This is a genomic window from Paenibacillus vietnamensis (genome assembly GCF_020169515.1).
Classification (GTDB): domain Bacteria; phylum Bacillota; class Bacilli; order Paenibacillales; family Paenibacillaceae; genus Pristimantibacillus; species Pristimantibacillus vietnamensis.
This window is the reverse complement of sequence record NZ_JAHMHW010000001.1, coordinates 539,258-558,431: the sequence shown is the minus strand read 5'-3', so window position 1 is coordinate 558,431 and position 19,174 is coordinate 539,258. Positions and strand designations below refer to the sequence as shown.

General features: G+C 53.2%; 17 protein-coding genes and 1 other annotated feature. Of the genes, 1 reads left to right on the top strand and 16 read right to left on the bottom strand.

Annotated elements, in window-relative coordinates; translation table 11 throughout:
* Window positions 1–207: 207 nt before the first annotated feature.
* From pyrE to lspA, 10 genes are all read right to left on the bottom strand, one after another.
* Window positions 208–855 carry an orotate phosphoribosyltransferase gene (gene pyrE / locus KP806_RS02295; protein WP_318153456.1) on the bottom strand — a complete coding sequence of 216 codons (648 nt, stop codon included), beginning with the start codon at window positions 853–855 and terminating at the stop codon, window positions 208–210.
* Complete coding sequence (pyrF, locus tag KP806_RS02290) at window positions 848–1,585, bottom strand: orotidine-5'-phosphate decarboxylase (protein WP_224721928.1); 738 nt, start codon at window positions 1,583–1,585, stop codon at window positions 848–850. Before pyrF ends, pyrE begins: the two co-directional genes overlap by 8 nt.
* 145 nt (window positions 1,586–1,730) lie before the next feature.
* The gene (gene carB, locus KP806_RS02285; RefSeq protein WP_224721927.1) at window positions 1,731–4,952 is read right to left on the bottom strand and encodes a carbamoyl-phosphate synthase large subunit; all 3,222 of its coding nucleotides are present in this window, start codon (window positions 4,950–4,952) and stop codon (window positions 1,731–1,733) included.
* Entirely contained in the window at window positions 4,939–6,084 is a 1,146-nt protein-coding gene (locus tag KP806_RS02280; protein ID WP_224721926.1) for a carbamoyl phosphate synthase small subunit, read from the bottom strand. The genes carB and KP806_RS02280 overlap by 14 nt, the downstream gene beginning before the upstream one ends.
* Window positions 6,085–6,155: 71 nt before the next feature.
* A complete protein-coding gene (locus tag KP806_RS02275; RefSeq protein WP_224721925.1) occupies window positions 6,156–7,442 on the bottom strand; it encodes a dihydroorotase in 1,287 nt (428 codons plus the stop codon).
* Window positions 7,443–7,485: 43 nt separating this feature from the next.
* Entirely contained in the window at window positions 7,486–8,385 is a 900-nt protein-coding gene (locus KP806_RS02270) for an aspartate carbamoyltransferase catalytic subunit (RefSeq protein ID WP_224721924.1), read from the bottom strand.
* Window positions 8,382–8,957, bottom strand: coding sequence for a bifunctional pyr operon transcriptional regulator/uracil phosphoribosyltransferase PyrR (gene pyrR / locus KP806_RS02265; RefSeq protein WP_224721923.1), 576 nt, complete (start codon window positions 8,955–8,957; stop codon window positions 8,382–8,384). The genes KP806_RS02270 and pyrR overlap by 4 nt, the downstream gene beginning before the upstream one ends.
* Window positions 8,958–9,293: 336 nt before the next feature.
* On the bottom strand, window positions 9,294–10,529 hold the full coding sequence (locus KP806_RS02260) for an LL-diaminopimelate aminotransferase (protein WP_224721922.1): 1,236 nt from the start codon (window positions 10,527–10,529) through the stop codon (window positions 9,294–9,296).
* A 126-nt stretch (window positions 10,530–10,655) separates the two neighbouring features.
* Window positions 10,656–11,594 carry an RluA family pseudouridine synthase gene (locus KP806_RS02255; RefSeq protein WP_224721921.1) on the bottom strand — a complete coding sequence of 313 codons (939 nt, stop codon included), beginning with the start codon at window positions 11,592–11,594 and terminating at the stop codon, window positions 10,656–10,658.
* Window positions 11,575–12,096, bottom strand: a complete 522-nt coding sequence (gene lspA, locus KP806_RS02250) for a signal peptidase II (RefSeq protein WP_224721920.1) — start codon at window positions 12,094–12,096, stop codon at window positions 11,575–11,577. Before lspA ends, KP806_RS02255 begins: the two co-directional genes overlap by 20 nt.
* Window positions 12,097–12,279: 183 nt before the next feature.
* Here lspA and KP806_RS02245 point away from each other — a divergent pair, with 183 nt between their 5' ends.
* Complete coding sequence (locus tag KP806_RS02245) at window positions 12,280–13,005, top strand: TraR/DksA C4-type zinc finger protein (protein ID WP_224721919.1); 726 nt, start codon at window positions 12,280–12,282, stop codon at window positions 13,003–13,005.
* Between the two features lie 24 nt (window positions 13,006–13,029).
* Here KP806_RS02245 and KP806_RS02240 read toward each other — a convergent pair whose 3' ends face one another.
* The 6 genes from KP806_RS02240 to KP806_RS02215 form a co-directional block, all read right to left on the bottom strand.
* Window positions 13,030–13,368, bottom strand: coding sequence for a DUF5665 domain-containing protein (locus tag KP806_RS02240; RefSeq protein WP_224721918.1), 339 nt, complete (start codon window positions 13,366–13,368; stop codon window positions 13,030–13,032).
* 142 nt (window positions 13,369–13,510) lie between these two features.
* The gene (ileS, locus tag KP806_RS02235; protein WP_224721917.1) at window positions 13,511–16,609 is read right to left on the bottom strand and encodes an isoleucine--tRNA ligase; all 3,099 of its coding nucleotides are present in this window, start codon (window positions 16,607–16,609) and stop codon (window positions 13,511–13,513) included.
* Between the two features lie 44 nt (window positions 16,610–16,653).
* Window positions 16,654–16,945: a binding site (T-box leader), on the bottom strand.
* 77 nt (window positions 16,946–17,022) lie between these two features.
* The gene (locus KP806_RS02230) at window positions 17,023–17,526 is read right to left on the bottom strand and encodes a DivIVA domain-containing protein (protein ID WP_224721916.1); all 504 of its coding nucleotides are present in this window, start codon (window positions 17,524–17,526) and stop codon (window positions 17,023–17,025) included.
* A gap of 103 nt (window positions 17,527–17,629) precedes the next feature.
* Window positions 17,630–18,412, bottom strand: coding sequence for a YlmH family RNA-binding protein (locus KP806_RS02225; protein WP_224721915.1), 783 nt, complete (start codon window positions 18,410–18,412; stop codon window positions 17,630–17,632).
* Window positions 18,413–18,426: 14 nt separating this feature from the next.
* Window positions 18,427–18,672, bottom strand: coding sequence for a YggT family protein (locus KP806_RS02220; RefSeq protein ID WP_224721914.1), 246 nt, complete (start codon window positions 18,670–18,672; stop codon window positions 18,427–18,429).
* Window positions 18,673–18,709: 37 nt separating this feature from the next.
* On the bottom strand, window positions 18,710–19,171 hold the full coding sequence (locus KP806_RS02215; protein ID WP_224721913.1) for a cell division protein SepF: 462 nt from the start codon (window positions 19,169–19,171) through the stop codon (window positions 18,710–18,712).
* Window positions 19,172–19,174: the final 3 nt, after the last annotated feature.

The following is a 19,174-nucleotide window of genomic DNA, read 5'->3' as shown; positions in this document are numbered from 1 at the left end:
CCCTCAATCCCCCTTTCGAACTCTTTCATAATTCTCATCTACATGATAGACGAAGCATGGGTTTAAAAAGTTACGAACGGGAAACAACTTTTTTATACCTGCCGCAGGTGCAAAATAACGACTAAAAAATTGTTCATGAACCACTGGCTTACATATAAAAAAGACGTGCCGCCCTTCTCAGGCGAACACGTCTTTTAGAAGTTTATATTATTTGCCGAACGATTGCGGATCGTTTCTCCAGGACTGCAGAGCGGCTACATCCGACTCCGCCACTTTCCCCATTTGAACCGCAGTTTGGATAAGCGCGCTGTAATTCGACAATGTCGTAAGCGGCACCTGCTCCGAAGCGAACGCAGCGGCGGCCGAGTCGAATTCGTACGTGAAGATTGCAAGCACGGCAGCCACCTCGGCACCGGCCTCGCGTACCGCAAGCGCCGCCTTCAGCGAGCTGCCGCCGGTCGAGATCAGGTCCTCGATAACAACTACCTTTTGTCCGGGAAGCACGCGGCCCTCGATTTGGTTTTGCTTGCCGTGCCCCTTCGCCTTGTCGCGAATGTAAGCCATCGGCAGGTTCAGCTTTTGCGCTACCCAAGCGGCATGCGGAATGCCGGCGGTCGATGTCCCGGCAATAACCTCGGCATCCGGGTATTGCTCACGGATTATGGAGGCAAAACCCTCCGCGACGAGATCGCGGATTTCCGGATAGGTCATCGTCAAACGGTTATCGCAGTAAATCGGGGATTTGATGCCCGACGTCCATGTGAACGGATCGTTAGGACGAAGCGCAACGGCTTCGATCTCCAGCAGGCTTTGGGCAATTTTGACCGGCAATTCATTTACCGTCAGTTTACTCATGGGAAATCAGCTCCTCGATAATAGATTCCAGCGCTGCGCGCGGATTGGCCGCGGCTGTAATAGGACGGCCGATTACCATATAATCCGTCCCTTGCTTCAATGCTTCGCCTGGGGTCATGATGCGCGATTGGTCGTTCACATCGGCGCCCTTCGGCCTTATGCCAGGGGTTACGGTCCGGAAAGCGGAGCCGCAAGCCGCTTTAATCGCTTCAACCTCGGACGGGGACGCAACCACTCCGTCGAGTCCGGCTGCCTTCGTCAATTGGGCATAGCGGAGCACCGCCTCTTCAACCGTTCCGGCAATTCCGATCTGTTCGTTTAACGTTTGCCGGTTGGTGCTCGTCAATTGGGTAACGGCTATGACAGCCGGCTTGCTAAGACCGCTGCCGGTAAGCGCCGTATCCACGCCTTCAAGAGCGGCTTCCATCATCGCGGTTCCGCCGGCGGCATGCACGTTGAACATGTCGACCCCCAGCCTGGTCACGCTATTCGCGCCGCCCTTAACCGTATTCGGGATATCGTGCATTTTCACATCGAGAAAAACGTAATAGCCGCGCTTCTTCAGGCTTTCCACAAAGGAAGGGCCTGCTGCGTAAAACAGCTGCATGCCAACCTTCATATAACAAGGAATCCCCTGCAGCCCGGCGATTAAACGCTCCGCTGCCGCTGCATCCGGGTAGTCCAGCGCAACCATTATTTTCGCAGCTGCCTGCTCAATCGTCAGCTTCATCCGACATTTCCCCTTTTCTATGTTGATCGGCATAATAAACGGCCACCCGTCCTCCGGCGATGCATCCGGCCAGGCTGGGAGCCCGGTCGGTACACATCGGCGAGATTGACGCTGGCCGTACTTTTTTAAACTGCGGTTTGCTTATTTATTTCTGAAGCAGCACCGGCATCGAGCGGGACGAGAAGTTAAGCGTTTCTAGCATCACGAGCAATGCGCGGACCGTGTCAAGCGACGTCATGCAGACAACTCCGTTCTCAACCGCTTCGCGGCGGATCCGGAAACCGTCGCGCTCAGGCGTTTTGCCTTTCGTCAGCGTATTGACGACAAACTGCGCCTGTCCTTCACGGACGAGGTCTAGAATGTTAGGCGAACCTTCGCTCAGCTTGTTCACGGTCGTCACGATCAAGCCTGCTTCTTCAAGCACCTTAGCCGTACCGCCGGTTGCGATAATTTTGTAGCCCAGATTGAAGAAGCCGCGCAGCAATTCCGTTGCTTCCTCTTTATCTTTGTCCGCAACGGTTGCAATAATCGCGCCCGAAGTCGGAATTTTCATGCCTGCGCCGATCAGGCCTTTATACAAGGCTTTTGCATACTGCACGTCACGGCCCATAACCTCGCCCGTCGATTTCATCTCCGGAGTCAGCGTCGGGTCAACGCGGCGCAGCTTCGCAAAGGAGAACACCGGCACTTTCACCGATACATATTCATCCTCCGGCCACAGTCCGTCCGTATAGCCGAGATCGGCCAGCTTCGTGCCGAGAATCGCTTTTGTTGCCAGGTTAGCCATAGGCAGGTTCGTTACCTTGCTAAGGAACGGCACCGTACGGGACGAACGCGGGTTAACCTCGATGACATAGGCCTTGTCCTGATAGATGACGAATTGGATATTTACCAATCCGACAACGTTCAGCGCTTTGGCAATGCTGATTGTCATATCAATGATTTGCTGTTTGATATCATCCGACAGCGATTGAGGCGGATATACCGCGATCGAGTCGCCGGAGTGAACCCCAGCACGTTCCACGTGTTCCATGATGCCTGGAATCAGAACGGTTTCGCCGTCGCAAATCGCGTCAACTTCCGCTTCTTTACCCATCATGTAGCGGTCGATCAGAACCGGATGCTCCGGATTGATTTTTACCGCTACCTCCATGTAGCTTAGCAGCTCCTCGTCGGAGTATACGATTTCCATGGCGCGGCCGCCAAGTACGTAGGACGGACGAACAAGCACCGGATAACCAAGCTTTTGAGCCGTCGTAACCGCTTCGTCGACCGAAGTAACCGTGCTGCCTTCAGGCTGCGCAATATTCAAGCTGCGAAGCAGCGCTTCGAATTTTTTGCGGTCTTCTGCCGTATCGATGCTCTCCAGGCTGGAGCCGAGAATGCGCACGCCTGCTTTGGCAAGCGGGGAAGCCAGGTTAATCGCGGTTTGGCCGCCGAATTGCACGATAACGCCGATCGGCTTCTCTTGCTCGATTACGTTCATTACATCCTCGAAGAACAGCGGCTCGAAGTACAGCCGGTCGGATGTGCTGAAGTCCGTCGATACGGTTTCCGGGTTGTTGTTAATAATAACCGCTTCATAGCCGGCATTTTGGATCGCCCACACCGCGTGAACGGTCGAGTAGTCAAACTCGATGCCTTGACCGATCCGGATCGGACCCGAACCGAGCACGAGCACTTTTTCTTTATTTGTTTCAACAACTTCATTTTCCGTCTCGTATGTCGAGTAGTAGTACGGCGTAGAAGCTTCAAACTCGGCTGCGCACGTATCAACCATTTTGTAAACCGGCTTCAGCCCCAGCTGCAGACGAAGAGCGCGTACTTCCTCTTCGTTCGTGTGGCTGCCGTTCGGGAAGCCTTCGCGGCGAAGCTCGGCGATCGAACGGTCCGAGAAGCCCTTACGTTTTGCTTCGTACAACGTTTGCTGCGACAGCGTCGACTCGCTGCGGAGACGGTTTTCGAATGCTACGATGCCTTGAATCTTATCCAGGAACCACCAGTCGATGTTCGTAATGTCTTGAATTTCCTGCAGCTTGTAGCCGCGGCGGAATGCTTCACCAACCAGGAACATCCGCTCGTCATCCGGCTTCTGCAGACGGCTGCGCAGCACGGAATCCTCAAGCTGCGAGGCTTCCTTCAAATGAATCCGGTGCGTGCCGATTTCCAACGAGCGAACCGCTTTGTGAATCGACTCCTCGAACGTACGGCCGATAGCCATGACCTCGCCGGTCGCTTTCATTTGCGTGCCCAGCTTGCGGTTGGCGTTTACGAATTTATCGAACGGCCAGCGCGGGATTTTGGAGACGATGTAGTCAAGCGTCGGCTCGAAGCAAGCGTAAGTTTGGCCCGTTACCGGATTGACCAGCTCATCAAGCGTATAGCCGATCGCAATTTTAGCCGCCATCTTAGCAATCGGGTAGCCGGTTGCTTTGGAAGCAAGCGCCGAGGAACGGCTTACGCGCGGGTTAACCTCGATCACGTAGTATTGGTAGCTTTGCGGATCGAGTGCGAACTGTACGTTACAGCCGCCTTCGATGTTCAAAGCGCGAATGATTTTAAGCGAAGCGGAGCGCAGCATTTGGTATTCGCGGTCGGACAGCGTCTGGCTAGGCGCCACAACGATACTGTCACCTGTATGAACGCCGACCGGGTCAAAGTTTTCCATGTTACATACGACGATACAGTTGTCGTTCGCATCGCGCATAACCTCGTACTCGACTTCCTTCATGCCTGCGATCGATTTTTCGATCAAACATTGGCTGATCGGGCTGTAGCGGATGCCGGAAGCAACGGTTTCCCGAAGCTCTTCTTCGTTCGCGCAAATGCCGCCGCCTGTGCCGCCTAGCGTATAGGCAGGGCGGACAATAATCGGATAACCGATCTTGTTCGCGAAATTGACCGCATCTTCCACCGTCGTTACGATGTCGCTATCCGGAACCGGCTGCTCCAGCTCGCGCATCAGGTCGCGGAACAAATCGCGGTCTTCCGCTTTTTCGATCGCGGTCAGCTGCGTACCGAGCAGCTTCACATTCTCCCGCTCGAGAACGCCGGCGCGAGCCAGTTCAACGGCCATGTTCAGGCCGGTCTGGCCGCCGAGCGTAGGGAGAAGCCCGTCCGGGCGCTCTTGGCGGATAATTTGGGATACGAATTCCAGTGTAATCGGCTCGATGTAAACTTTATCGGCCATGTTCGTATCCGTCATGATGGTTGCAGGATTGCTGTTGATCAGAACAACCTCGTAGCCTTCTTCTTTGAGCGCCTGGCAGGCTTGCGTGCCGGCATAGTCGAACTCAGCCGCTTGTCCGATGACGATCGGCCCGGAGCCGATCACTAGAATTTTTTTGAGTTCATTATTTTTGGGCATACAGAAGCTCTCCTTTCAGCGTCTCCGACAACACGGCCTGACGACGCTTTTGCGGGTTGTTTTTCTTGTGTGTACGGATCATTTGAAGGAACTCGTCGAACAGGTAGCTCGAATCAAACGGTCCTGGAGCTGCTTCAGGGTGATACTGCACCGAGAAAGCCGGGAATGTATTATGCTTCAAACCTTCAATAGTACGGTCATTGTTGTTGATATGCGTGACGGACAGTTGCGTGTTGTTCACGGATTCTTCCAAGACCGTGTAGCCATGGTTTTGCGATGTGATGTAGCAGCGGTTAGTCGCCAGCTCTTTAACCGGATGGTTGCCGCCGCGGTGGCCGAACTTCAGCTTCGTCGTATCCGCGCCGCATGCCAAGGCAAACAGCTGATGTCCAAGGCAGATGCCGAAAATCGGATATTCGCCGAGAAGTTCGGAAATCATTTTAACTGCGTATGGAACATCCTTCGGATCCCCAGGTCCGTTCGAGAGCTGAATGCCGTCCGGAGCCAGCTTGCGAATCTCGTCGGCCGTCGTGTTATGAGGTACGACCACGACGTCGCAGCCGCGCTTCGTAAGCTCGCGCAAAATGCCGCTTTTCGCACCGAAATCAACCAGGACGATGCGCTCGCCTTCACCGGGACTCGAGAATACGGACGTCGTCGACGTGCGTGCGACCTGGTCGGTCATCAGCTTCGAGATGTTCAGGCGCTCTGCCAGTTCTTCCACTCTCTCGTTGCCGGTCGTAATCAGGCCTTTCATCGTGCCGTAGTGGCGAAGCTTGCGAGTAAGCATGCGTGTGTCGATCTCGCTGATTCCAGGAATGCCGTATTCCTTTAGCAGCTGTCCGAGCGAATACTGCGCGCGCCAGTTGCTTGGCACCTCTTCGTGGCGGCGGACCGCAAAGCCATGGATGAATGGGCGGATAGCTTCAAAGTCGTCTCGTGTAATGCCATAGTTGCCGATGAGCGGATACGTCATCGTAACGATTTGACCGCAGTACGACGGATCCGACAGCACCTCCTGATATCCCGTAATCCCCGTATTAAATACGACTTCGCCCATCATTTGCGCTTCCGCGCCGAACGATAAGCCAGTAAACAGCGTACCGTCTTCCAACAACAATCTTGCTTGCATCCGTATCACTCCTTAGGTGTTGAATGTATAACCTAAAATTTCATTGTTTATCATTATTAGAAAGGATCGTATTATTCCGACCAGACGACTTTACCGTTTACGATTGTCGCAACCGGCCAGCCGCTTAGCTTCCAGCCGCCGAACGGCGTATTGTTGCTCTTCGATGCAAAGGTGCTTGGATCCACCGTACGCTCGCCTTCCAGATCTACGATCGTTATGTCGGCAGGCGCCCCTTGCTCCAGGCGGCCTTCCTGCAGGCGGAATACGCGCGCCGGATCCGTCGTCATACGCTGAAGCAGGAAGCCGAGCGTCCACTTGCCGGTTTGTACAAATTTCGTGTAGAGCAGCGGGAATGCCGTCTCGAAGCCGACGATACCGAACGGTGCCAGCTGTACGCCGCGGGCTTTCTCTTCCGCGCTGTGCGGCGCGTGGTCCGTTACCACCATATCGATCGTTCCGTCCTCAAGCGCTTCGATTACCGCTTGAACGTCGCGCGGCGTACGGAGCGGCGGGTTCATTTTCCAATTAGCGTCGTCAAGACCCGGTATATCCTCATCCGATAGCAGCAGATGATGCGGGCATACTTCCGCAGTCACGCGAACGCCGATTTGCTTGGCGAGGCGGATCAGGCGAACCGATTGCTCGGTGCTCACATGGCAGACGTGGTAATGGACGCCAGTCGCTTCTGCCAGCAGTACGTCCCTTCCGACATGAATCGCTTCCGACTCGTTCGGAATTCCTTTAATGCCGTGCTTCCGCGAAAACTCTCCTTCGGAAGCCCAAGCCCCTTCCACAAGCGAATCGTCCTCGCAGTGCGCGATAATCGGCATATCCATCGAATGGGCGAGCGCCATCGCATTTTTCATCATTTGCGCGTTTTGTACGCCGACTCCGTCATCCGTAAATCCGATCGCGCCAGCTTCCTTCAAAGCTGCGAAATCCGTAAGCTCGCGTCCGAGCTCGTTTTTTGTGATCGCCGCGTAGGGCAGCACCTTTACGATGCCTGCGCTTGCGGCTTTGTCCTTAATATATCGTACCGTTTCGGCAGTGTCCGTTACCGGACGCGTATTCGGCATACAAGCGATTGTCGTAAAACCGCCCTTTGCCGCCGATCTTGTGCCAGTAGCGATGTCTTCTTTATGTTCAAAACCCGGATCACGCAAGTGAACGTGCATATCGATGAAGCCTGCCGATACGAGCTTGCCCCCCGCATCGATAACTTCCGAGCTTCCGGTGTCCGGAGCGGAGCTGCCGTCGACAATCGCTTCGATCATGCCCTCTGCGATGAGGATATGCTTCTTCTCCAGACTGCCAGAAGCTTCATTCCATACGTTACCGTTAATAATCCATAATGACATTGTTTGTTCACCCTCCGGATTTATTCGGTCAAAATTGCTTATGTTAGCTGAGTGCCCGTTCGATGACGGCCATTCGGATTGGAACCCCGTTTTCCATTTGCGTGAAAATGCGCGATTGCGGATGCTCGACCAGATCATCGTCAATCTCTACGTTCCGGTTAATCGGCGCAGGATGCATAATGATCGCATGCCCGGCAATTTTGCTTGCGCGTTCTACGGTAAGGCCGTAATGCTCGCGGTAGCTTTCGGCGGAGCTAAGCATGCCGCTCTCGTGACGCTCCAGCTGCACGCGGAGCATCATAATCACATCCGATTTCAACGCTTCCTCCATCGAGACGTAAGGAGCGTCCAGCTCCTCGGCCTGCATGTTCGGCGGCGAGCAGAACTTGACGTTTACGCCAAACTTCCGCAGCGCCCACAAATTGGACCTTGCGACCCGGCTGTGAAGGACGTCTCCGACGATGGTAACCGTCAGTCCTTTCAACTGGCCGAAATGCTTGCGCATCGTATAAAGATCGAGCAGCGCTTGTGTCGGATGCTCGTTGTTGCCGTCACCGGCGTTGACAAGCGGCACCTTGATTTTCTCCGCCAGTTCCGCCAGCACGCCGATCGGCTTCAAGCGGATAATCCCCACGTCGATTCCCATCGATTCCAGCGTCCGGACCGTATCGTAAATGGATTCGCCCTTCTGAACGCTGGAGACTGCTGCCGAGAAGTTAAGTACCTCCGCACCGAGGCGTTTCTCCGCTACCTCAAATGAAAACCTCGTTCTCGTACTGTTCTCGAAAAACATGTTAGCCGCGAATTTGCCCTGCATCGCGTTATGGACCTTCACAGGGTGGTTTTCCCAATATGCCGCACGATCGAGAATCGACTCGATCTCGTCCTTGCTTAAATCCTTTAAACCGAGCAAACTCCGCTGCTTAAGCTTTGTCATCGTCATCCGGCCTGCCCCCTCTGATTAATAATCGTAACCTGGTCTGCCCCGTCTATGTCGGTCAGAGCGACTTCAATTTCCTCCTGCTTGGAGGTCGGAACGTTTTTCCCCACGAAGTCCGGCCTGATCGGCAGCTCACGGTGTCCGCGGTCTACAAGCACCGCAAGCTGAATGCTCTGCGGGCGCCCGCAGTCCATGATGGCGTCCATCGCCGCACGGATCGTACGTCCGGTATACAGCACGTCGTCAAACAGAATGACTTTTTTATCCTTGACATTGAAAGGAATGCCGTCCGTCTCGCCAAGAGCCGCCGCAACCTCGATATCGGCCGCCTCAGCTTCTTTGCGGTCATCCCGGTAATGAGTAATATCGAGCTCGCTTACGGGAACCGGCTTTCCTTCAATGTCCCTGATCCGGTCCGCGACACGTCGGGCCAAATAAATGCCGCGCGTGCGGATGCCCAGAATGACGCAGTTGTCGATCCCTTTGTTCTTCTCCACGATCTCGTGCGCAATCCGGGTCAATGCACGGCGAATCGCCGTTTCATCCATAATGACCAGACGCTCTTCTTCCGTCATTTCCGCTTACTCCTTCCGTAGCCTTCGGTCTGCCAGGTTGCGACAAAAAAAGCTCCTTGCGTGTGTCGCAAGGAGCTTGTGATCAGTCACGAAAAGACAAGGAGCATCGTGACGGCTCTCATCACAGAAAGCCGCAGCAAAGGATGTCCTAATCCTCTCTTCTATAGACCTGTTGTTCACGCTACCTTGCCAGCCTCTCGGGACTGAGTTAAAGGTACTGCCGTTTATCATAGGAATTATCCCACGTTCGACATAACTTGTCAAGAGCAGACGAATATTTTCGCTTGCAATTAGTGTGGTTTAATTCCTGCCGGCTATGCAAGGATAGCGATGGAACTACAGGCTTAGCTTACGGATGCGTTCAACGGCTTTCTCGGTATTCTCGCGGCTGCCGAATGCCGTCAAGCGGAAATAGCCTTGGCCGCTTTGTCCGAAGCCTACGCCAGGCGTGCCGACGATGTTCGCTTCCGAAAGCAGCTTGTCGAAGAAAGACCAGGAATCCATGCCTTTAGGCGTTTTCAGCCAAATATACGGAGCATTTACGCCGCCGAACACTTCAAGGCCGAGCGATGCCAGACCGTCGCGGATAATTGCCGCATTCGTCATGTAGTAGTCGACGAGCGTTTTGATCTGTTCTTTGCCTTCCGGCGAATAAATAGCCGCTGCACCGCGCTGCGTTACATACGATACGCCGTTGAATTTCGTTGTGTGGCGGCGGTTCCACAGGTCGTTGATCAGAACTTCGTTGCCGGAAGCGTCGAAGCCTTTCAGCTCGCGAGGCACGACCGTATAAGCGCAGCGGACGCCTGTAAAGCCGGCCGTTTTCGAGAAGCTTCGGAATTCAATCGCAACTTCGCGGGCGCCTTCGATTTCGTAAATGCTGTGCGGCACATTTTCTTCCTGAATAAACGCTTCATATGCGGAATCGAACAGGATAATGCAGTTGTTCGCTTTTGCATAATCGACCCATACCTTAAGCTCTTCCTTCGTCAGCGTCATGCCGGTCGGATTGTTAGGGTAGCAAAGGTAAATGATATCCACTTTGCGGTCAGGAAGGCTTGGCTTGAAGTTGTTCTCGGCCGTGCACTCCAGGTATGCGATGTTGTCGTAGCGCTTCGTTTCCTGATTGTATTTGCCGGAGCGTCCTGCCATCACGTTCGTATCTACGTATACCGGGTACACAGGGTCTTGAACGGCAACGATACTGTTCTCGCTGAAAATTTCCTGGATGTTGCCTACGTCGCATTTGGAGCCGTCGCTCACGAACACTTCGTTCGAAGCGATTTCGATGCCGCGTGCTTTATAGTCGTTCTCAATAATGGCGTTGATCAAAAAATCATAGCCTTGCTCCGGGCCGTAGCCGCGGAAGGAACCCGGCGAAGCCAGCTCGTCAACCGCACTGTGCATCGCATTCAGGACGGCGTCCGGCAAACCGCGGGTAACGTCGCCGATGCCCAGGCTGATAATTTCAGCGTTCGGATTTTCCTGAATAAACTTTGTGCGGCGTTTGGCGATTTCGGAGAACAGATAGCTACCCTGCAGCTCCATGTAATTTTGATTAATGGATGTCATGTCTTGTCACCTATCCTTAATTTGATCATTAATAGTCGTTATAATGATTAGAATAACGCACTTCTATGCCCGAAATAATGAATAATGTGGCGAAAAGTTTGCACTTTTACACTTGCGGAAATGCGCTTATCTTGAACGGAGGCTTGCAAGAACATGTTCGAAATCGGCAGGCAAAGGCGTTTCAAACTGCATTCGCTCTCCCGTTCTCGGATGTGTAAACCCGAGAACGGCCGCGTGCAATGCTTGTCCCTTCAAATCGACGGTTTTGTTTCTGCCGTAAACCGGATCTCCAGCAAGCGGATGGCCGATATATTTCATATGCACCCGAATCTGGTGCGTTCTGCCCGTCTCCAGCTGCAGCTCGACCAAGGAATAATCGTTCAGCCGCTCGAGAACGAGAAAATGGGTGACGGCATGCCTGCTGTTGCGGTCCGTGACAGTGAACAGCTTGCGGTCGTTCGCATCCCTGCCGATCGGCGCGTCAATCGTTCCCTGATCATGCTGGAGATTGCCGTGAACGAGAGCGATATATTTGCGCGTCACGGAATGCTCCTTTAGCTGCTCCGCCAGCGACAAATGAGCAAGATCGTTTTTGGCGGCCATAAGGAGACCGGTCGTGTCCTTATCGATCCGATGCACGATGCCCGGACGGATCAAGCCGTTGATACCCGATAAATCCTTGCAGTGGTGCATCAAGGCGTTCACCAGCGTGCCCGACGAGTGCCCGGGAGCAGGATGAACGACCATACCGCGCGGCTTATTAACCACGATCAGATCCGAATCTTCATAGATAACCTCAAGCGGGATCGGCTCCGGAAGGATGGCCGCATCCTCGGGCTCCGGAACCGTCAGTACGATCCGGTTTCCTTCAGCCACTTTATAATTTGCCTTTACGGCTTTTCCATCTACCTCTACCGCTCCCGATTTGATCCATTCCTGAACCTGTGTGCGGGATACGGATGAATCGTCAATGCCGTCCGTTATGAATTTGTCGATCCGGACGCCTTCATGCTCCGCCTCCGCCATCCATTCCAAAGCTTCTTCATTATACAGGCTGCTGCTCATGATTGTTCGTTTCCTTGTCCTCTCCGTTATCCGAATGTTTTTTGTCATCCTTCGCCGACAGCAGCGTATCGATCAAAATCAGCGCTACGCCGCAGACGATGCCCGAATCCGCCACGTTAAAAATCGGGAACTGGTAGCTGCCGAAATTAAACTGCAGAAAATCGACGACCTCACCGAATCGTGCCCGGTCGATAAAATTGCCGAGCGCTCCGCCCAGCACCAGACCAAGTCCGACGAGAAGCCAAGGCTTTGCCGATTTTCTCATGATCTGTATGTACCAAACAATACCGGAGACGATAATGACGGTTATGATAATAAAAAATAACCGCTGCTCCTGCAAAATGCCGAACGCCGCGCCGCGATTGCGATGCGAGGTAATAAGAAAAAAGTTGCCGATAACGCTGATTTGTTCTCCGATTTCCAGCTTGGTCGCGATGATTTTTTTAGTCAAGTAATCAAGTACAAATACGAGTAATGCGATCCAATAGTAATAAAAACGCATGCAATCACTCCTAATTTTTGGTCAAGCATCGATTCCGGACAAACCATAATGATTGTATCATACCCGTACAAAAGAGAGCCACCCCGCGCCGGCTTCCTTCTTCCAATGAAGTCCATACTGAAACCGCCCGTTCCGGCAAATCCTAATACGGCAATCATAATGGACCGAAAGGACGGGCACAGCATGACAAGATTAACAAACGATCAGCGCGATCTTCTCCGCGAAAGACTGCTGGATGAACGGAAGGAAATCGAACGCCGGCTTGACGAAGACGATTATTACGGTCTCGCTAACTCGCAGCGTGACGAATCCGGCGAGCTGTCAACCAGCGACAATCATCCCGGCGATACGGCTACGGAGCTATATGAGCGGGAAAAGGACGTTGCCCTTGTCGAACAGGAAGAGCTTCATCTCAGCCGCATCGAAGCCGCACTGAACGCTATAGATGACGGCAGCTACGGCACATGCGCGACTTGCGGAAACCCTATCCCATTTGAACGACTGGATGCCGTTCCCGATACGATCTATTGCATTGAGCATGCCCCGCGCCAATATGTATCCATGCGCAGGCCGGCGGAGGAGCATGTGCTCGCTCCCGCTTTCGGCAGAACGAGCATGGACGAGCATGATTACCATCACGGTTTCGACGGCGAGGACGCCTGGCAAATCGTCGAGCAATGGGGCAACTCCGACTCCCCGGCCTTTTCGGAAAACAGGGATGTAACGGATTACTCCCATGTCGGCATTGACGCCTACGAAAACGACGGTTTCGTGGAGCCGATCGAAAGCTTCCTGGCCACCGACATAACAGGCAGACATGTCTCCGTCATTCGCAACCGCGAGTACATGAATTATATGCACAGCGGCGAGGGCGACCACGGTTTGGAGGAAGATGACGAACAAACATAAAACAATACGCTTTGCCGAAGGCTTTTAATACGTTTTACCTTCGAGCTGAATTTGGACAATTTTAACGATATCCGCAATGTAATCGCCGATAATCGGCAAGTTCAACGCCCCCAATATTCTCAGTACGTAAAGAATGGTGGCCGCAAAAAAAGTAAAGCCGACCGCGATGCCGACGCCTCTTGCAAGGCCTGCCAGCAAATTTCTCCAAATCAGCCTGGCCGGCCTGTTCAGAAGATCCACGTATTCGGCCATTTGCGTCCTTTCCATTTCGGCAGCGATATGCTGAAGACGTTTGTCGAGCACGCTTAGAGACGTTTGAAGCTCATTCGTTTGGTTCGGATGATCAGGATGAGCGGTTTTCATACGAGGCATCCCCCTTCTTCAAACAATAAAACGAGGCACTTCCTTCCTCGCTCCCGGCCAAACGGCGTTAATCCGCTTGGAGCAGGGAGCCGGAAGGCTGCCGCCTCGTTTTCATTGCTTGCGCTATACTTATACTATATCCTTAACCTCGTATGAAAATCCCAATATTCTTATCTCCGAGCGATACTCGTTCCATTTCGGCTGGAGCTTCGTAGGAGACGCTTTGTACGAGAACGTTGTCGTTCAGGACGTCCGCGAACGCTTCAAGCGCCGCTTTCAGCTCGTTATCAACGTCCAGAACAAGATCGATCCGCTTCTCGATTGGGAGATCCAGCTTTTTGCGAGTATCCTGCACAGCCCTAATGACCTCGCGCACCCAGCCCTCCTGTTCAAGCTCAGGCGTAATGTCCGTATTCAGCGCGACCGTTACCCCGTTTGCCGATGCGGACGCAAAGCCCGATTTCGCCTGCTTCTCGACCAGAAGCTCATCGACTCCGATTTGCAGCAGCTCACCTTCGCCTGTCGTAAACGCGTAAGTTTCCCCATTTACAATCGCACGAGTCTGTTCAGGCGTCAGCACCTTGAGCTGTCCCTGGATCGGACCGACGTGTTTGCCGTATTTTTTGCCTGCTAGCTTCAAATTCAGCTTTAACGTAAAATCGACAAAACCACTGTCCGAATGTTGGACTTTGATCGCTTTTACGTTAATTTCGTCCTTCACGATATCCTCATAACCCTCAACGTCGAACTCGCGGTCAAGGGATACGATCAGCTCGGACAGCGGCTGGCGCGTTTTGATGCCGGTCTCGTTGCGCACATTCCTTGCAAGCTCCACGATCTGCTTCGCGCTTTCCATATCCTGCTCGAGCCGTTCGTCAATGGCGGCTTCGTCCGCTTTCGGATAATCAGCCAGATGAACGCTGCCTTCTCCGCCCAGATTGCCGTAAACGTCTTCCGCAAGCAGAGGCGTATATGGAGCGATCAAACGGGACAGTGTCAGCAGAACGTTTCTCAGCGTTTGATAGGCCGCTACTTTATCCTCCGTCAGGCCGCTTCCCCAGAACCGGTCGCGCGAACGGCGGATATACCAGTTGCTCAGCTCGTCGACGAACGTTTCGATCGCTTTGGCCGGGTTAAGGAAGTCGTTAACCTCAAGTCCTTTGCTAACGGTCTGAATCAAGCTGTTCAAGCGGGAGACGATCCAGCGGTCAAGCTTGTTGGCGGATTTGCTATCCGGATGGGCTTTATAATCAAAACCGTCGATCGTGGCATACAGCGCATAAAATGCGTGCGTATTGACAATCGTATCGATCACCTTGGACTTCGCCTCGCCGACGATGCCGCGCGAGAAACGTTTGCTGTTCCAAGGCGCACTGTCAGCAAGCAATGCCCAGCGGAAAGCGTCCGTTCCGTATTCGTTAATAATTTCCCATGGGTCGATGACGTTGCCTTTCGACTTGGACATTTTTTGTCCGTTTTCATCCAGGATGTGACCGGTCGAAATAACGGCTTTATACGGCGCTTTTCCGTTATAAAGCGTAGAAACGGCCAGCAGGCTGTAGAACCAGCCGCGCGTCTGGTCGATCCCTTCGCAAATAATATCGGCCGGATACTGCTCCGCAAATTCCTGCTCGTTCTCGAACGGGTGATGGTGCTGGGAGAACGGCATGGAGCCGCTGTCGAACCAGACATCGATAACCTCCGGCGTGCGTGTCATCAACGCGCCTTCCGCATACGGCGATTTCAGCTTGATTTCATCGACGTACGGCTTATGAAGCTCGATATTCTCCGGCACGTCGTGAGCGGCCATTTCGCGGAGCTCGGCAATGCTGCCCGGAGCATATTCCTTGCCCGTCGCTTCGCAGACCCAGACGTTCAGCGGCGTTCCCCAGTAGCGGTTGCGGCTGATATTCCAATCCACCAGGTCCTCGAGGAACTTGCCGAAGCGTCCTTCCCGGATATGGCCGGGATACCAGTCCACGCCGTTATTGTTTGCGATCAGCTGATCCTTAACCGCTGTCGTCTTAATGAACCAGCTTTCCATTGCGTAATAGATGAGCGGCGTTTTGCAGCGCCAGCAGAACGGATAGCTGTGCTCGTAGCGTTCTTTCGTATACAGCAGACCGCGCTCGCTCAAGTTTTTGACGATATCGATGTCGAGCTCCCCGTCCTTGACGAAGCGGCCGGCAAAATCCGTCACTTCCGCCGTATAACGGCCGGAGAGGTCAACTACATTCAGCATGCTGATGCCGTTCTCGCGAGATACCCGGTAGTCGTCGTCACCGTGTGCCGGCGCAATATGAACGATGCCGGTACCGCTGGAGTCGCTGACGAAATCGCCTGCAATGACGATATGTCCTTTCTCGATCGGCACGTAACGGAAAGGAGGCTCATAGCTTTGTCCTACGAGCTCCGCGCCTTTGATAACGGACAAAATCTCGTAGCCTTCCTTCAGAACGCTTTCCGCCAGATTTTGAGCCACGATGAAAACTTCGCCGTTTTTCGAAGCACGGACATAATCAAGCTCGGGATTGACGGCAAGCGCAACGTTGGCCGGCAGTGTCCATGGCGTAGTCGTCCATGCAAGAACCGAATCTCCGGAGCCTGCCAGCTTGAATTTCACCGTGGCGCTCAGATCTTTTACGTCCTCGTAGCCTTGCGCCACCTCATGCGAGCTGAGTGTCGTCTGGCAATCCGGGCAATACGGGCTGACGCGGTGTCCGCGGTATAGAAGGTCCTTCTTGTGAATCGTCGACAAAATATGCCAGACGCTTTCGATATATTCATTTTTTAACGTGATATACGGGTTATCCAGGTCGGTCCAATACGCGATAGCCTCAGTCAGCTCGCGCCACTGCTTCTCGTATTCAAACACGCTGTCTTTACATTTTTTTACGAACTTCTCTACGCCGTACTCTTCGATTTCCTGTTTTCCGGAAATGCCGAGCTGCTTCTCTACACCGAGCTCCACCGGCAAGCCATGTGTATCCCAGCCTGCCTTCCGGACGACCCGGTAACCTGCCATCGTCTTGTAACGGCAAATAAAGTCCTTAATGACCCTGCCCAGCACATGGCCGATATGAGGAGCGCCGTTTGCGGTAGGCGGTCCCTCGTAAAATACGAAATTCGGCTTTCCTTCCCGGTTTTTGATCGATTGTCTAAACGTATCGTTGGTTTTCCATTGTTCAAGCACCCGCAGCTCGCGGGCGCGCGCGCGTTCCTTAACGTCAACGCGTTGCATACTATCAGCCTCCTAAGACAAAAAAATAAAGCCCCGTCCCTGTTAAAAGGGACGAGGCTTGCTCGCGATACCACCCTTGTTCCGCTAAGCCGCAATCAAGCAGCTGTCAATGGCGGCGTGCAGTAAAAACTGCGCGCCATGCGGCACCTTAGTCGCGGACGAATAGTCCGCGTTCCCTGTAACGGGGGACAGCCGTCGGCGCTTAATGCTGCATGGCAGGCTCGGCACCGCTTCTCCGAGAGGATATTCCGTCATCGTTCGCACACCGGCTTTCAGCAGCTGCCGGCTCTCTGTGGAGCGATCCCGAGACGTACTTGGTCTCATCACTGAAGTTCTTTTCATTAGTTACTTTAGTTATAGCGTAACGGCGGGGGCAATGTCAAATCGTTATTCGCCCAAATTGGCACTACGCTTTAGCCGCGCTGCAGCTCATGCTCCACTACCTTAGCCTGCGGCAGCGGCTCGAGCGTGTCCCAGCCGTCTGCAGTAAGCAGTTCAAGCTGCGCTTCCACAAGCGTACGGAACCGCGCCCGGTATACGGCGGACTGCTTCTTCAGCTCTTCGACCTCCAGCGAAACCTTGCGCGATTTGGCCAGCGCATCGTTAATGATGCGGTCCGCGTTTTTCTCCGATTCCTTAATAATGAGCTGGGCTTCCTTCTTTGCGTTGTTCCTTACCTCATCGGCCGCTTCCTGCGCAACGATAATCGTTTTGCTTAACGTTTCTTCTATGTTCGTAAAATGATTCAGACGCTCCTGCAGAGCGAGCACCTGATTCTGCATCTCTTTATTGTCACGGATAAGTGATTCATAATCCTTAATGACCTGATCGAGAAACTCGTTTACCTCGTCTTCGTCATATCCGCGTAATCTCCGGCCAAATTCCTTATTATGTATGTCCAATGGCGATAACGGCATTGGCGCACCTCCTCAACAAATTTGTGACACAGGCAACCGAATCACGCTATTCGATATTCGATGTGAACACATTCGACAACCGGAGAGGAATTCCTGCCACCGTTCAAATAAATTTACCGACTTTGACGCGGATTCTGCCTTTTTTTGTCATCCCGTCCACTTCCAGCACTTTGAACCGGCCCAGTCCCTTGAAGGAAACGACATCCCCTTCCTTCAGCTGCCCGGACGGATCCTCTTCGGACTTCCAATTAACCCTGCATCTGCCCGCCCTGATCGGATCTACAATCTTGGAGCGGCTGATGCGGTATACATCGCTTGCGATCCCGTCCAGACGCATGGAAGCGACGGTAAGGCTTATTTCCTCCAGCTTGGGAATGACGCTGCGAAGTTCCTCAATCGGAAGCACGTCCGTCATGACGTTCAGGCGGTGCACCTGACGCAAATGAATGTTCAAATAATCGGCAATCTCATCCATCACCACGATATGACAAAAATCATCATGAACATGTATGTCGCCGATTCGGTCCCTCTTAATGCCCAATCCGAGCAGCGCCCCCAAAAAATCGCCGTGATCCAGGTCGATCCGGTCTTGTCCGGGCCCGCTGACGGAGAGCACCGATACGCCGATCGGCTCATCCTCCAGGCTGCGGTAGTCCGGCGCAATCAAGGCCCGCTTACGCTCGGCCTCGGGATAACCGCCGTCCAGCCTTATTCCGACATCCTGATTCCGGTTCGCCAGCATCGTGACGATTTGGGCTTGTCTCGGATCTAAAAAATCGGTCCGCTTCAGCTCATGCTGCTGGGCGGACCGCTCTATCCATTCCAACGCCCGATCGACAAAAGCCTTCTCGTCAGGGTGAAAGTGATCATATATCGCTTGTTTCATAGCTGTTCATTCCTTTAACCGATAAAAAAGTTGATTACCGCAATCAGACCGTATGCAACGAACTGCAGCGCGAACACGGCTACGATTGGCGACAAATCCAGCATACCGCCGATCGGCGGTATAAATTTTCTGAAAATGCCTAAGTAAGGCTCAACCAGCTTGCCGAGAAAAACGCCTATAAAGCTTTCGCGCGCGTTAGGCAACCAGGAAAGCAGAACATACCCGATGATCATAAAGGTGTAAATTCGTTGAATGTTCATTATCAAACTTGCAACTTGATCCATCATTAACCCAAGGTCACCTCATTTTGTTGTAATCTTTCTCCTCCGCCAGCATTTCCGTAATGGCACCTTGAATTTCTACCGAATCCGGCGTGCATAGAAAAATATTCGGACCAAGCTTAGAGATGCTTCCGCTTAAAGCGTACACTGTGCCGCTTAAGAAATCAACAATCCGGACGGCCAGATCGGTGCGGACTCTCTGCAGGTTCACGATAACGGCCCTGCGGGACCGCAGGTGATCGGCAATTTCCTGCGCTTCATCGTAAGACCGGGGCTCGCTAAGCACGACCCTTACATTTTTCTGCGAATGAATGCTGACGACGTTATTGCTCTTCGTTGTTCTACGTGCCTCGAAAGGAGAAGTTTCAGGTTCTTGCTCTTCCTGCTGCTGCTGCATTGGGACTGTTTTCTCACGCTCCACGATTTCCTCTTCGTCCTGCAGGCCAAGAAAATTCATAAACCGGTTCATAACACTCATCTC

Excerpts from the sequence above, each read along its gene's own strand:
- KP806_RS02230 (WP_224721916.1), bottom strand. The coding sequence starts at position 17,526 with ATGCCGTTATCGCCATTGGACATACATAATAAGGAATTTGGCCGGAGA.
- KP806_RS02225 (WP_224721915.1), bottom strand. The coding sequence starts at position 18,412 with ATGAAACAAGCGATATATGATCACTTTCACCCTGACGAGAAGGCTTTT.
- pyrR (WP_224721923.1), bottom strand. The coding sequence starts at position 8,957 with ATGACGGAAGAAGAGCGTCTGGTCATTATGGATGAAACGGCGATTCGC.
- KP806_RS02255 (WP_224721921.1), bottom strand. The coding sequence starts at position 11,594 with ATGAGCAGCAGCCTGTATAATGAAGAAGCTTTGGAATGGATGGCGGAG.
- KP806_RS02245 (WP_224721919.1), top strand. The coding sequence starts at position 12,280 with ATGACAAGATTAACAAACGATCAGCGCGATCTTCTCCGCGAAAGACTG.
- KP806_RS02240 (WP_224721918.1), bottom strand. The coding sequence starts at position 13,368 with ATGAAAACCGCTCATCCTGATCATCCGAACCAAACGAATGAGCTTCAA.
- pyrF (WP_224721928.1), bottom strand. The coding sequence starts at position 1,585 with ATGAAGCTGACGATTGAGCAGGCAGCTGCGAAAATAATGGTTGCGCTG.
- pyrE (WP_318153456.1), bottom strand. The coding sequence starts at position 855 with ATGAGTAAACTGACGGTAAATGAATTGCCGGTCAAAATTGCCCAAAGC.
- KP806_RS02260 (WP_224721922.1), bottom strand. The coding sequence starts at position 10,529 with ATGACATCCATTAATCAAAATTACATGGAGCTGCAGGGTAGCTATCTG.
- KP806_RS02215 (WP_224721913.1), bottom strand. The coding sequence starts at position 19,171 with ATGAGTGTTATGAACCGGTTTATGAATTTTCTTGGCCTGCAGGACGAA.
- KP806_RS02280 (WP_224721926.1), bottom strand. The coding sequence starts at position 6,084 with ATGCAAGCAAGATTGTTGTTGGAAGACGGTACGCTGTTTACTGGCTTA.
- KP806_RS02275 (WP_224721925.1), bottom strand. The coding sequence starts at position 7,442 with ATGTCATTATGGATTATTAACGGTAACGTATGGAATGAAGCTTCTGGC.
- lspA (WP_224721920.1), bottom strand. The coding sequence starts at position 12,096 with ATGCGTTTTTATTACTATTGGATCGCATTACTCGTATTTGTACTTGAT.
- KP806_RS02220 (WP_224721914.1), bottom strand. The coding sequence starts at position 18,672 with ATGAACATTCAACGAATTTACACCTTTATGATCATCGGGTATGTTCTG.
- carB (WP_224721927.1), bottom strand. The coding sequence starts at position 4,952 with ATGCCCAAAAATAATGAACTCAAAAAAATTCTAGTGATCGGCTCCGGG.
- ileS (WP_224721917.1), bottom strand. The coding sequence starts at position 16,609 with ATGCAACGCGTTGACGTTAAGGAACGCGCGCGCGCCCGCGAGCTGCGG.
- KP806_RS02270 (WP_224721924.1), bottom strand. The coding sequence starts at position 8,385 with ATGACGATGACAAAGCTTAAGCAGCGGAGTTTGCTCGGTTTAAAGGAT.